At 57.4% G+C, this 13,390-nt stretch carries 11 protein-coding genes; 5 read left to right on the top strand and 6 right to left on the bottom strand.

The genetic code is table 11. From position 1 onward, the window contains the following. Positions 1 to 157: 157 nt before the first annotated feature. Positions 158 to 1,783, bottom strand: a complete 1,626-nt coding sequence (locus AC3WXD_RS03280) for a GMC family oxidoreductase (protein WP_196765235.1) — start codon at positions 1,781 to 1,783, stop codon at positions 158 to 160. Further along, positions 1,776 to 3,152 (bottom strand): MFS transporter, encoded by a 1,377-nt coding sequence (locus AC3WXD_RS03275; protein WP_063778466.1) that lies wholly within the window; start codon positions 3,150 to 3,152, stop codon positions 1,776 to 1,778. Before AC3WXD_RS03275 ends, AC3WXD_RS03280 begins: the two co-directional genes overlap by 8 nt. Positions 3,153 to 4,187: 1,035 nt before the next feature. Here AC3WXD_RS03275 and AC3WXD_RS03270 point away from each other — a divergent pair. The 5 genes from AC3WXD_RS03270 (at position 4,188) to AC3WXD_RS03250 (ending at position 9,384) form a co-directional block, all read left to right on the top strand. Continuing rightward, on the top strand, positions 4,188 to 5,477 hold the full coding sequence (locus AC3WXD_RS03270; protein WP_196765234.1) for a cytochrome P450: 1,290 nt from the start codon (positions 4,188 to 4,190) through the stop codon (positions 5,475 to 5,477). 23 nt (positions 5,478 to 5,500) lie between these two features. Beyond that, a complete protein-coding gene (locus AC3WXD_RS03265) occupies positions 5,501 to 5,698 on the top strand; it encodes a ferredoxin (protein ID WP_043355325.1) in 198 nt (65 codons plus the stop codon). Next, positions 5,698 to 6,894, top strand: a complete 1,197-nt coding sequence (locus AC3WXD_RS03260) for an NAD(P)/FAD-dependent oxidoreductase (protein WP_062794398.1) — start codon at positions 5,698 to 5,700, stop codon at positions 6,892 to 6,894. The genes AC3WXD_RS03265 and AC3WXD_RS03260 overlap by 1 nt, the downstream gene beginning before the upstream one ends. Before the next feature lie 31 nt (positions 6,895 to 6,925). Further along, a complete protein-coding gene (locus AC3WXD_RS03255; protein WP_043355327.1) occupies positions 6,926 to 7,894 on the top strand; it encodes a Bug family tripartite tricarboxylate transporter substrate binding protein in 969 nt (322 codons plus the stop codon). Between the two features lie 62 nt (positions 7,895 to 7,956). Further along, positions 7,957 to 9,384 (top strand): NAD-dependent succinate-semialdehyde dehydrogenase, encoded by a 1,428-nt coding sequence (locus AC3WXD_RS03250; protein ID WP_062794397.1) that lies wholly within the window; start codon positions 7,957 to 7,959, stop codon positions 9,382 to 9,384. 257 nt (positions 9,385 to 9,641) lie between these two features. On the opposite strand, the gene AC3WXD_RS03245 is transcribed toward AC3WXD_RS03250, so the two are convergent. The 4 genes from AC3WXD_RS03245 to glcE form a co-directional block, all read right to left on the bottom strand. Continuing rightward, a complete protein-coding gene (locus AC3WXD_RS03245) occupies positions 9,642 to 10,007 on the bottom strand; it encodes a MarR family transcriptional regulator (protein ID WP_224040759.1) in 366 nt (121 codons plus the stop codon). A 387-nt stretch (positions 10,008 to 10,394) separates the two neighbouring features. Then, positions 10,395 to 10,919, bottom strand: coding sequence for a gamma carbonic anhydrase family protein (locus AC3WXD_RS03240; RefSeq protein ID WP_043355330.1), 525 nt, complete (start codon positions 10,917 to 10,919; stop codon positions 10,395 to 10,397). 127 nt (positions 10,920 to 11,046) lie between these two features. Beyond that, the gene (gene glcF, locus AC3WXD_RS03235; RefSeq protein ID WP_043358198.1) at positions 11,047 to 12,306 is read right to left on the bottom strand and encodes a glycolate oxidase subunit GlcF; all 1,260 of its coding nucleotides are present in this window, start codon (positions 12,304 to 12,306) and stop codon (positions 11,047 to 11,049) included. Positions 12,307 to 12,316: 10 nt separating this feature from the next. Beyond that, positions 12,317 to 13,390: a glycolate oxidase subunit GlcE gene (gene glcE, locus AC3WXD_RS03230; RefSeq protein ID WP_062794395.1), complete on the bottom strand. Its 1,074-nt coding sequence runs from the start codon at positions 13,388 to 13,390 to the stop codon at positions 12,317 to 12,319.

Raw genomic sequence — 13,390 nt, 5'->3', positions numbered from 1 at the left:
GGCCCAACGCTTCCATCAAACGACGCAAGCCCGTAGACGTTCCCATTCGATGCTGGGAAATCTATGCTGCAACCTTTCGTCCCCGTGTAAGGGGACAACCGGGAAGAAGGCGACGGAGCAAGCTCGAAACGCCAGTGAACAGAGTTCTCCGAAAACTTCAACGAGCGGATGTGCGTGAATTTCGTATCAAGTCTGCGGCCTTCTCTGCCATGGCCATAATGGGAAGGTTCGTGTTCCCACTGATGATCGTTGGCATCACAGATCCATCAATTACTCTCAAGTTCTCAACCCCGCGCACTTTCAACTCCTCGTCAACAACAGCGTTGTCGTCGACTCCCATGCGACACGTGCCAACCGGGTGATAGATGGTTTCCGCATGCGAGCGTATCCATGCCTTACGGGCTGCACCGGTGGAGAAAGCATCGATGTCGAGCCTTCGTTTGATGTACTTCCGGAGCGCCGGCTGGTCGACAATCTCGCACGTGCGTTCCACGCCGCGCACCAAACTCTCCAGGTCAGACTCGTCTGAGAGGAAGCGAGGGTCGATTCGGGGAGAATCGGACGGATCTGAAGAACGCAGTCGCAGCACGCCTCTACTTTTTGGACGCAGCTGGCATACGCGGACTGCAAATCCGTGGGGAACTTTTTCGTTAGGCGGTGGATTGCGCAGCGCAATGATCAGATGGGCCTGCCACTCAGGCAGATCCGGATTTCTGTCGGAGTTGTAAAATGCTCCTGCCTCAACGCCTTGAGAGGAAGCCGGCCCGCCTCCTGAAAGAAGATAGCGAGCTCCTGCCATTCCGCCTCTTACCAGGCCGATATAGGGCGTGAGCGTATTGGGCTGCGACGCTTCTAAGCGAATCGCGCAATCAAGATGGTCCTGAAGGTTCTCACCGACGCCTTGCAGATCGACCACGGGAGCGATACCAATCGACTGCAGATGTTTGGCCGGTCCGATCCCCGAAAGCATCAGGAGTTGCGGTGAGGCAATGGCCCCTGCTGTCAGAATCACTTCGCGGTCCGCGCGAAGCTCCACCTCCTCCCATCCATCCTCAATCACTACGCCTTGCGCTCGCTTTCCGGCAAGGAGAATCCTGCGGACTTTACAGTTCGCCATCAATGTCAGATTGGATCGGTTACCTGCTCGATCCAGGTAACGATAAGCACCGGATCGCTTTCCCTCGGCAATCGTAAGCTCGTAGAATCCTGCGCCTACCTGCGACGCCCCATTGAATCCGTTGTTCTCCGGCATACCGGCCGATACTGCGCTCTCTATGAACGCAGTCGATATGGCGTTTTGCTGCGTGCCGTATGACAGGCGAATCGGACCCGCGTACCCGCGATCGTCATTCCTCGCCTTCGTTACCAGTGATGCATCCTCAATCTTTCGAAAGTACGGACGAAGGGATTCATAGTCCCAGCCCGACAGGCCCTGAGATGCCCAGTTGTCGTAATCGGATCGGTTCCCCCGGATAGCAATCATGGAATTGATCGAGGATGAACCGCCCACCACCTTGCCCCGGGGTATATAAATATTCCGATTGTCCAGTTGTGTCTGGGGCTCCGTCCAATAGCGCCAGTTGAATTTTTGGCTCTTATAGAGAACCCGGATCCCTGCCGGCATCTGAACAAAGATGGATGACGCGGGAGCGCCCGCCTCTATCAGCAGTACCTTGACGCTGGGATCTTCACTCAGCCGAGAAGCGAGAACACACCCTGCCGAGCCGGCGCCGATAACAATGTAGTCGTATGTAGCGGTTTTCATAATCAGGAGATCACTCAACGCGAGCCGATGCCTTGAGCGCCATGCGCACGCGGCGAATGTGCTCGTCCGACTGTCCGAGCTCATCAATCGGTACTCGTGACGTTTCAGGAGACGCCAAGATGGCAAAAATAGACAACACTGCGCCCCCCATCATGAAATAGGCGGGTGATGAAGGGTTTCCGGTCAGCTTCGTCAGAGAAGCGCTGATTAAAGGAGCGGTGCCGCCAAATAGCACCATGGCCACGTTGTAGCCTACCGACATGGCGCTGTAGCGTGTGCGTGTCGGAAACAACTCCGTCATCATGCAGAACGGCGCGCTGCCATACATCCCCATCAATACCCCGACGCTAGCCATCGTGGCAATTACCACCTCTGGTGTCGAGCCCACGACGATCCGGAACAAAGGAAGCGCAACGACGAGGTATGCCAATGCCGCCGTAAAGGCGACGGGTCGTCGACCCACGCGGTCGGATAGCGCTGCAGCGAATGGGATCACAATCACTGAACCCAGAAAGGCCAGGCCGGACGCCGCTAGAGCTTGCCCGCTACTCAACCGTCCAGTTGACACGAGATAAGACGGGAGATACGCCAGGATCAAGTAGTAAGGGATGCCGTGTGAGATCGCTACGCCAAGACATTTGACAATGCTTCGCCAGTCGTCACGAAGGGCTTCGCGCAATGGTGCTTGTGCCGCGCCCTCGCGTTCCAAGTGCAACCGGAATGCCGGTGTTTCCTCGATGCGCAGCCGCAGCCAGAACGCACCCAACCCAATCGGACCAGCGATCAGGAAGGGCAATCGCCAGGCCCATGCCTCAACTGCCGTCTGACCAAAAATGCTGGTGATCGCCAGAACAAGACCGGATCCGCTCAACGCACCAATTCCAGCCGACATACCGAAGAACCCGATCACAACGCCACGCCGGCGTGTCGGGGCGTACTCGGCAAGGAATGCGAGTGCTCCACCTGCTTCGCCTCCCGCGGAAAATCCCTGAATCATGCGTAGGGCTACCAGCAGCAAAGGAGCGGCGATGCCAATCGCCTCGTATCCCGGTAGGACACCGACCAACCCCGTCGAAACGCTGATCAAACCAACGACAATCGCGAGCGTATCGCGCCGTCCAAGCCGGTCTCCCAGCGATCCAAAAAACAGAGCGCCGAGTGGTCGGGTAACGAATGCGACGGAGAATGCCGCGAAAGCCGCTATCAGGCTAACGATCGGGTCGCTGCTTGGGAAGAACACCTTCGCCAGGGTGGCGGAAAGATAGCCATACAACGAGTAGTCAAACCACTCCAGCATGTTTCCCACGGCGGCACCGGAGATCGGCTTGAGAACATCCCGGACCCGCTGGGGGGTGGGGGTCGAACCTCTTCGGGGATGATGTTGCATTGATTTTGTCTCCACTTCTATAAGCAATGTTTGAAAAACCGAAGCGCGCTTACTCTTATTTGTGGTAAATATTAGGTAGCCTACCTATTACAATCAAATAGGCGTTTACCCTCCCATCAACGAAGTCAGGTGGCTGATTTTGAGCCGCAAATGACACTTTTACGCTTTATCTTGACAGACCATCGTGGCGACCTACGCTCTATGTAATCGATTGCATCGTGGAATGGGCTATGCGCCGATGCGAACGAGTGTTGAAAGACCTGCTTTTTTCTTGCGGTGGCCCCCCTAACTAAAGTCGATCACCCCGGAGGTAGCTATGTCACTGATGGCAGCGGTACGCGAGGCGTTCAATCAATGGGAGCGCTTTCGATTCATGTCGATGTTCGAGTACCTCAGTGCCGAGTTAGGGGAGAGCTGGAGCCTATTTATTTGATTTGTAGGCTGCCAAAGCGAGGTCGCTTCGGCTTTCTCGCTTGCCTTCTTGCACCGGCTTCACTGTCCCCCCGCGCCTCTTTAACAACGCGTCGTGAGGCTGCCCCCTTGGTCAGCGAGTGGTGGCGATCGCGCACTTCTAACCCCACGTCCATGCGGGTGTTTTTTCACGCCTATGCATAGGTAAGAACCGAAGCCCTGCGATCCCGACCTTACGGAAGGTCCCGGCGTCAAAGGTGGCCTCCAGCAGGTCCCAAGCGGGCCTCCGGCCGCGCCTCACTCGGTACCGACCTCTGTCGTCAGCCAGCCCGGCCGGACCGCATATCTACCCTGGGACGAGCTATAACAACCAGAAGGCAAACAGTCCTCGCGCATACCCAGTGGGTCACCGGCGGCATATCTTGACCACTGAAATCGGCGGTCGCCCGCCTTCAGGCCAACTGGGCTCCCCCAGTCTAGCCACGCCCTCCTCTCCCACCCCTGGTCCCGCTCGAGATTTGTGACGCGAGGTCAATCCTCTGCACCGATTAGGGTAAACCCCTTTTGCATATAGTAGGTAGGCTACCTAATATGTACTCACAATTTCCCATCGGAGACATATTCATGACCGCCCCCCAAACCCCCACGCAGTCGACTGGCTGCCCGTTTCACGCGGCCTCACCTGCGCAGTCCACGTGTCCGATGCACGCTGGCGGGGACAGCGGCATCCCCGACTTTCCGCCCGAACGGGTCGATCCTTTGTCGCCGCCGCCGGTGTACTTCCAGATGCAGCAAGGAAGCGGCTTGGGGCAAGCTAGGCTCTGGGACGGAAAGATCGCCTGGCTGATTACGCGCTATGACGACGTCCGCTCGGTCCTGTCTGACCCTCGCTTTAGTTCTGACATTACGAATCCCGGCTATCCCACTGTCAGTGCTGCAATGAAAGTTGCCCGGGGTAGTAACCGGACCTTCATCACCATGGATGCACCCAAGCATGCAGAGCATCGGCGCATGCTGACAGGTGAATTCTCGATCCGCAAAATCGAGGCCCTTCGCCCGCGGATTCAGGCGATCGTAGACAAGCTGCTGGACGACTTCGCAACAAAGCCTCAACCCTCCGACCTGGTTAGCGCCTTTACGTTGGCTACGCCGGCATTGGCGATCTCAGAGTTGCTTGGCGTTCCGTACGAAGACCATGACTTCTTTCAGGAACTGGCGATGGTCCTGACGTCGAGTAGTGCGACGCTTGAGGAGGCCATCGCCGCAAATCATGAGTTGTGCGAGGTGTACCTGAAGGGCCTGGTGGCGAAGAGATCGGAGAACCCCGGGGAAGATATCCTCAGCCGCCTCATCGTCAATCACGTACGAAAGGGCGATATCACCGAAACGGACGTTGTTTCCCTTGCAAGGCTCTTGCTGATTGCCGGCCACGAGACCACGGCGAATACGACCGCAATGGGAGTGCTTTTCCTCCTGCAACGACCGGATATCTGGAATGAGCTTCGACAAGACACAAGCCTCGTTCCAAATGCGGTGGAAGAAATTCTGCGCTATCTGGATGTCACACATTCAGGAAAGCGTCGTGTCGCGACCGAGGACATTGTCGTGAACGGACAAATGATCCAGGCGGGCGACCCCGTTGTAGTGCTGAGTGTCTCGGCCAATCGCGACAGCTCGAAATTTGAAGATCCGAATGTGTTCGACCTTCGCCGAGATTCAAGGACGCAGGTCTCGTTCGGATACGGCCCGCATCAGTGCATCGGTCAACCCCTCGCACGGCTCGAAATGCAGATCATGTTCACCGCCTTGCTGGAGCGGTTTCCGAACCTCGAGCTTGCTGTTCCCGTGGAAAGCCTTGAGTTCAAGGGCGATTCACTCATGTATGGCGTCAAGGAACTCCCTGTTCGCTGGTAATCCCGACTTAAATGAGAAGCATCATGAAAATCACAATCTACCCCGAAAAGTGCTGCGGTTCTGGTCAATGTGTCGTCAACGCGCCGGATCTGTTCGACCAAAAGGACAATGGCATCGTCATTCTCTTGAACGCAGAGCCGTCGGCTGACCAATTCGAATCAGCACGCCTGGCGGCTGGCATCTGCCCAGCGCTCGCCATCGAGATTCACGAGGATCAGTGATGAACTCCCCCGAGCACATCGTCGTTGTCGGCGCCTCGGCCGCCGGCATCACGGCAGCACGAGCGCTGCGCGCACAGGGCTGGGGAGGGCGGCTCACGCTGATTGGAAAGGAAGGCGGCATGCCCTATGACCGCCCTCCTCTTTCAAAGCGGCTGATGGCAGGAGAATGTCCGGTAGAGGCGCTCAACCTTGTGTCCGAAGACGGCATGAAGGCGCTGAACCTGCACTACCTGGACGGGACATCGGCCACCGGCCTCGATACGGACGCCAGTTCACTGCAACTCAGCAACGGCTCCACACTTCAATATGATCGCTTGCTGATCGCCACGGGCGCGGACGCTCGAGTGATTCCCAACCTCAGCCAGGCGGCGAACTGCTACAGCCTGCGCAACTTAAACGACGCGCTGGCGATTCGGGAACATCTGACTGCCGGAAAGCGGGCACTAGTAGTCGGCGCGGGCTTCATCGGCACAGAGTTAGCGGCGATTGCAAAGACCAGCGGCTGTGAGGTGACCGTCATCGACAAGTCGAAAGTTCCTCTCGGGGCGCGAGTCGGGGATATCGTTGGGAAGCGGATCGAAAAACTCCATGAAGCCAACGGCGTGGTTTTCCACAACGACTGCGAACTCAGGGAGGTGAAATGGCGTGACCGCACCATTACCGAAGTCCGCTTGGACACTGGGGTTGTGATTGCTTGCGACGTAATTGTTGTGGCTATCGGCGCAGTTCCCAGCGTGCAGTGGTGCAGCGGATTAAACATCCGCAGCGGCGTAGTCTGCAATGAATACTGTGAAGCAGCCCCGAACGTATATGCCGCCGGCGATGCTGCAGAGTGGTTTCACAAAGGCTACGGCGAGCACATGCGTATTGAACACCGGACGAATGCAAGCGAACAGGCGATGGCCGCGGCAAAGAACATGCTCGGCTCTCGCGTTGAATACGCTCCGCTGCCGTTCTTCTGGTCGGATCAGTACCAGGTCCAAATCCACAGCTACGGACGCATCGGCCCTCAATACACCGTTGAAGTTGTCGAAGGGGATCAACTGAAAGACGACTCCTGCATCTTTCGCTACTACCAGGGAGACGTTTTGATGGGCGTTCTTAGTTGGAACGCCAGTAGAAAAGCGCGTGAGCACATCAAGCTGTTGAAGGAGGAGTGGACGAAGAGCCACGCTCCAGCTGCGGTAGCAGGTTAAGGCTGTATTTCATAATAAAAGAGGAGACAACATGACAAAACCCGCTTCGGCTATCCGCAGAGCAGTCCTACTCTGCTCCCTGGCCCTGCCCTCCATCCTGTACGCCCAGCAATCTGGCCCGTTGCCGGTCCGGCTCTTTGTTGGCTACGGACCGGGCGGTGGCACCGACGTAGTTGCACGCGCAGTTGGCGAAGAGCTGGCAAAAATCTGGAATCGGCCCGTAATCGTCGAAAATCGGCCAGGCGCAAACGGGGCGATCGCCAGCAAGGCTGTCGCGCGAGCTGAACCGGACGGTTCGATCCTTCTGGTCATGCCCCCGTCCACGTTGATCATCGACGCAAACTTGCGCCCCACTGTTGCTGTCGATCCCACCAAGGAACTCACCCTTGTGAGCGGGCTAGCCGCAACCCCACTCGTTGTGGTGACCCCGGCTTCCGCGCCATACAACAACCTCGCTGACCTCATTAAGGCAGCTCGTGCGGCCAACGGGAAGTTCACGTACGGATGGGCCAACTTGGGCATGCGTGTCGGTATGGAGGAGTTCGCGCAAAAGACCGGGGTAAAGATGACCCCAGTCGGCTACAAGAGTGCTGGGCAAAGTGTCCCCGCTATCGTTTCAGGCGAGATCGATATGCTCATGATCGATATGGCACCGATCGCGCAACTCGTTAAGGCTGGAAAAGTGAAGGCCTTTGCCGTGTCGACGCCAGAACGCTCGCCTATGCTGCCAAACGTCCCTACATTCAAGGAAGCGGGGATTGACGTCCAGCTTACGGGAACCATCGCCCTGTATGCGCCTGCCAAGATGCCCCAGAACGCAATCAAAAAAATGCAGAGCGATGTCGCTACGATTTTGAAGAACGGCGAGCTTCGCACGCGGATGCAAGGCACTGGAATGGAAGTCATTACGCAGTCCCCGGAGGATTTCGAGGGCTACCTTAAGCAGCGCAAGAAGAGCATTGATGCAGTAATTAAGGTCGGTGATTTTAAGCTCGAATAGATCGACCTCCGTCACAAGCACAGAATTTCGTAGCTAACCTCTTAGTCATTGGAGTACACGCTGTGTATCCAGAATTATCCCTTTACATCAATGGCGAATTTCTCGGCATTGAAGGCCGGCGACACCAGGACGTAGTCAATCCTGCGACGGAGGAGGTCGTTGGGCGACTGCCGCTCGCCACCCGCGAGGACCTCGACACCGCCGTCGAGGCGGCTCATCGAGCTTTCCTGACGTGGCGCGACTCATCGCCTTTGGAACGCAGTGCAATCTTGCGTAAAGTTGCGGAGCTCGCCCGTCAAAGGGCGCCGGAAATCGGCCGCAACATGACCATTGACCAGGGGAAGCCTCTGCACGAAGCCGTGGGCGAAGTAACGGTTTGTGCAGAGCATGCGGACTGGCATGCAGAAGAGGCTCGGCGGATCTACGGCCGCGTGATCCCCAGCCGCAACCCTAACGTCCGCCAGCTCGTGCTACGTCAGCCGGTCGGAGTCTGCGCAGCCTTCACCCCTTGGAATTTTCCCTTCAATCAGGCGATCCGGAAAATCTCTGCCGCGCTTGGCGCAGGCTGTACGATCATTCTGAAGGGACCAGAAGAGACACCGAGTGCCGTGCTGGCGATCGCTCAACTGTTCCATGATGCGGGCCTTCCTCCTGGTTGCTTAAACATTGTATTTGGCGTCCCGGCGGAGGTGTCAGCACACCTCATTGCATCTCCGCTGGTCCAGAAGATCTCCTTTACGGGGTCCACTGCTGTTGGCAAACAACTAGCAGCTCTAGCAGGATCCCATATGAAGCGAATCACTATGGAGCTTGGTGGTCACTCCCCTGCAATCGTCTTCGACGATGCGGATGTCCATACCGCCGCCGAGATGCTTGCAAACTACAAGCTGCGAAACGCTGGTCAGGTATGCGTCTCGCCCTCCCGCTTCTTCGTCCAGCGCGGGGCTTACGATAGGTTCCTCAGGCGTTTTACGGACGTCATTGGCGCAGTGCGGGTCGGCAACGGTATAGACAGCTCGACACAGATGGGACCGCTCGCAAACCAACGCCGTGTTGCTGCAATGGAAGGGTTGATTGCCGACTCCAAAGCGCGCGGCGGAAAGGTTGTCGTGGGAGGGACCAGGTGCAGCGACACAGGACATTTCTTCGCGCCCAGCGTCGTTATAGACATTTCAGACGACTCCATGCTCATGACTTGCGAGCCATTCGGCCCTGTCGCCCCGGTTGTAGCGTTCGACGATCTGGATGAGGTGCTGGCACGGGCGAACAAACTGACTTACGGCCTGTCGTCTTACGTGTTTACCGAGTCAGCGAAGACAGCGCATGCTGTCTCTACCCGCCTTGAGGCCGGCATGGTCAACATCAACCACTTTGGAAGCGCTCTCGCCGAAACACCGTTTGGAGGCATTAAAGATAGCGGTATCGGGAGTGAGGGTGGGACCGAGACGTTCGACGGCTATCTCGTCACGAAATTTGTAACTCAAGTGTAGATCGGGGGCCGCAAAGGGCGATACGTCGCCCTTTCCCCCGAAGCTACGTTCCCAGTCAGGTTTTGGCGCCTAAGTGAGTGTTAGGCGCCTTTTTTATTAGCGTATAGGTCGCGGCAGTGCGCCCCATATTGGGCGATGCGGTTGCTCTCGGCGACTCTGACAACTCCCTGCATGGCTCCGCAGTTGCAGCGCAAGCGCGGCCGGCTAGCGATAAGCCTTCTCGAATCGTGTCGTCTTCCAGGAAGATTTCGTTGGTATTACTCGTGGTCCAGCCACGGTTCTCTTTTGAACATCTTATCGATGATGGGGAACATCGCGATCACCGTCTGCAACTCCTCGGGCGTCAATCCCTCCATGCGCTTGCCCAGTGCCGCCGTCCGCTGTGCGGCCAATTTGCCGGCCACAGCCCGGCCTTCATCAGTAATCTGAATCATGTTGTTGTACGAGCCGACGGGTGCGGAGCGCGCGATTAACTCGGCGTCGACCATCCGCCCGACAATCTGCGTCATCGTAGGCAATCTGACGCCTTCATTCCTGGCCAGATCGCTAACTCGCATCGGCCCTCTTACGAGCAATGCACTAAGAACAGCGCTCTGCGCGGGGGGCACGTGCGCCGCTCTCATTTCCCGCCGCAGCGCTACAACGATCCGCATCAAGCGGGGTCTAAGTTCGTCCGCAAGCATTTCAACCGTAGGTTCTGTCATGTCTACAAAAAGGGGGCAATCACTGAGCAGATGATATAAAGATTCAGTGAAGAATGATCGCGCGAAGTACCTGGAGGCACCGAGTCGATATGGTCCGACTGGTGAGGGTAGCGACCACGCAGACAGCGGCGGCGCGTGAAGGGGTTCTGTGCCTGTGGCCGGGTAGCAACTCAAGGCCGGGCCTTGTCGCGTTCGTTCGCGATGGCCGGAGCACCAATCTTGATGGAGAGGGATGACGAGACGAGGCGCTGGCTGGCGCTCTCGTCTCAAGGCGTCGACGCTTGATCCGCCGACGCGCGGAGCTTGCTAACTCAGCTTGACCAGGTCCTTCTTGTACGTCTTCGCCTTGTTAATGTAGTCGTCAGCGTTCTTCTCGATCGCAGCTTTGACTTCCTCCGTTAGTTCACGTACCTGCTTTGCAGGTGTGCCCATGACCAAGCCTCCTGCCGGGAAGTTCTTGCGCTCGCCGATCAAGGATCCGGCCCCCACGAGGCATTGTTGTCCGAGTTCGGATCCATTCAGGATCACAGCCTGAATGCCGACCAGACTACGTGCTCCGACCTTGCAACCGTGAAGCATCGCCTGGTGTCCAATGGAGACCATCTCGCCTACCTCGACGGGAAAGCCAGGATCGGTGTGCAACACAGCCCCCTCCTGGACGTTCACGCCTCGCCTAATCGTGATCTTTTCATTGTCGCCGCGGATCACAGCGCCGGGCCAGATGGACACGTCTTCGGCGATTTCCACGTCGCCGATGATTACCGCATGCTCGGATACATACGAGCTCGGATGAATTGTCGGTTCTTTCTCTCCAATTCGATAGATCGCCACAAAATGCTCCTCTTATCTTGATGTGACTAACTTTTCGCCGACCGCGTTACTTGCAGGAGGCGAAACACTACTGCATGGGCCGCTCTCGCAGCCCGTGCCGACTTCGACGCCGTTTCTTGCCCTGCCGCTAGATAAATACTTGTTCCTCTGGTTGGACTGCCGGCTCGATTGCATCATCCAGTACCTCGATCCAGTGCTTTACTGGCGTGGGCGTTCCACTTTGCAAATGCTGGATGCAACCGATGTTCGCGGACACGATGCAGTCAGGTTGCTTCTCGCTCAGATGCTCGATCTTGCGGTCTCTGAGCTGGAGTGAAATTTCGGGCTGCAGAACGGAGTAGGTGCCGGCTGAGCCGCAACAAAGGTGACTCTCCACGCTGGCACGATGAACGGAAAAGCCCAACTGTCCCAGATGCTCCTCCACCACTCCCCGCAGCTTCTGGCCGTGTTGCAGCGTGCACGGCGGATGGAACGCCAAGGCCGGCTTGTCGCACGCTTTGACTTTGCCGCGCAGTCTTGGCAGAAGTTCAGGAAGCAATTCGCTCAGGTCGCGGGTCAACTCGCTAACCCGAGCTGCCTTCTCGGCGTACTCCGCGTCATGCTTTAGCAAGTCGGCGTAGTCCTTCACGGTCGCGCCGCAGCCGGACGCGTTCATGACAATTGCCTCGACTTCACCGCTGGAAATCGCCGGCCACCAGGCGTCGATGTTTCTGCGCATATCATCGAGGCCGCCCTTGTGATCTCCGGTGTGCAGCCGGATCGCGCCACAGCAACCGGCTCGAGGAACACTTACAACCTGAAAGTCGGCTGCATCGAGTACCCGCGCGGTCGCAGAATTGATGTTCGGCATCATCGCCGGCTGCACACAACCTTCGAGCATGAGCACTTTCCTGGCGTGGCGGCGCGTTGGGCGCTGACCCGCAGGTCTGCTCGGCGTAAGCTTGTTGGCGAGCTTGGAAGGAAGTAGCGGCCGAACCATTCGGCCAATCTTCATGGCCGGCAAGAACAATGGCGAAGTTAGCCCCTCACGCAGCAGCCAACGCACCGCGCGGTCTTTTGGCGGACGAGGAATTCGCTCATCGACTAGCTTCCGCCCAATGTGAACTAGCTTGCCGTACTCGACACCGCTGGGACAGGTGCTTTCACAGTTCCGGCACGTCAAGCAGCGGTCTAGATTCTGTTGGGTGCTTGCTGTGACCTCTTCCCCCTCAAGCAACTGCTTCATCAAGTAGATGCGTCCCCGGGGTCCGTTACGTTCATCGCCCAGAAGCAGGTAAGTCGGACACGTTGCCGTACAAAAGCCGCAATGCACGCACTTGCGCAGAATCTCTTCGGCCTCCGCCCCTTCTGGAGTGTTGGCAAACTCATGACTTAGTTTTGTCTGCATATGGAGCCCCTTACAGGCCGGGGTAGAGTCGACCAACATTGAAGATGCCATCGGGATCAAACGCTTGCTTGAGATTGCGATGAATCTCGAAGAGCGCATCGCTCGGTGGCGTGAACACGCCGCTCCTATGATGCGGATCCCTGAACAGCGTGGCGTGACCACCAAGCGATGACGCCATTTCCCGAACGTCCTCGATGGGATCGTCGGTGTATAGCCATCTCAATGCACCACCCCATTCAATAAGCTGATTCGCGGCCAAGAAGGGTTGGGAGACTGCCGGAACGGAAACACGCCAGAGAGGCGCGTCGCTCTGTGAAAAGAAGTCGTGGCGGTGGTCGCGGACGGCATCCCACCAGGACAACGCTTCGTCTGGTTCCAGCTCAGTCCCGCCCAAACGCTTTCTGGCTTCCGTGACAGCAGAGGCTGCACCACTCAGTCGGAGGAACAGCTTTCCGTCGTGCCAGGCACTCGCATTGACTGGCAATGCTTGCCGAGTCAGCCCGTTTAAGAGAGACAACGCCCCTGCTTCGTCGCGTTCAATGAACAGGGTGATCCTCGATGAATGAATGGGCAGAACCTTCAGCGAGACCTCACAGATAACACCGAGTGTTCCCATTGAGCCCGCCAGGAGACGCGAAACGTCATAACCGGCAACGTTCTTCATCACTTGCCCGCCGAATGTCAGAAGCTCGCCTTTGCCGTTAATCATGGTCGCGCCGAGAACGAAGTCCCGAATGGACCCTACCCCGACGCGTGCTGGCCCGCTCAGACCTGCCGCGACCGCTCCTCCGACAGTACTTCCTTTAGCAAAGCGTGGCGGCTCAAAGGCAAGGTACTGATTGTGCTCGGCCAGCACGGCCTCAAGTTCTTCTAGCGGTGTGCCTGCACGAGCGGTGACAACCAGCTCAGACGGTTCATAGCTGCAAATTCCGCTGAGGCGCCGGACATCACACGGTTCACCCGACGGCTCTTCACCGTAGAAGCATTTCGTACCGCCGCCAACGATGTTGAGAGAGGTCTTCGTTTTTCTTGCATGCAGGACTGTCTCAATCAGATGAGACACTTCCGTGGGGATCGTCGTCAT

This window comes from Cupriavidus sp. FW216-B1, assembly GCF_058789195.1.
This window is presented reverse-complemented; position numbering and strand designations above follow the sequence as displayed.

Coding starts and splice junctions, on each gene's coding strand:
- AC3WXD_RS03275 (WP_063778466.1), bottom strand. CDS start 3,152: ATGCAACATCATCCCCGAAGAGGTTCGACCCCCACCCCCCAGCGGGTC.
- AC3WXD_RS03270 (WP_196765234.1), top strand. CDS start 4,188: ATGACCGCCCCCCAAACCCCCACGCAGTCGACTGGCTGCCCGTTTCAC.
- AC3WXD_RS03265 (WP_043355325.1), top strand. CDS start 5,501: ATGAAAATCACAATCTACCCCGAAAAGTGCTGCGGTTCTGGTCAATGT.
- AC3WXD_RS03260 (WP_062794398.1), top strand. CDS start 5,698: ATGAACTCCCCCGAGCACATCGTCGTTGTCGGCGCCTCGGCCGCCGGC.
- AC3WXD_RS03255 (WP_043355327.1), top strand. CDS start 6,926: ATGACAAAACCCGCTTCGGCTATCCGCAGAGCAGTCCTACTCTGCTCC.
- AC3WXD_RS03245 (WP_224040759.1), bottom strand. CDS start 10,007: ATGAGAGCGGCGCACGTGCCCCCCGCGCAGAGCGCTGTTCTTAGTGCA.
- glcF (WP_043358198.1), bottom strand. CDS start 12,306: ATGCAGACAAAACTAAGTCATGAGTTTGCCAACACTCCAGAAGGGGCG.
- glcE (WP_062794395.1), bottom strand. CDS start 13,390: ATGACGACGATCCCCACGGAAGTGTCTCATCTGATTGAGACAGTCCTG.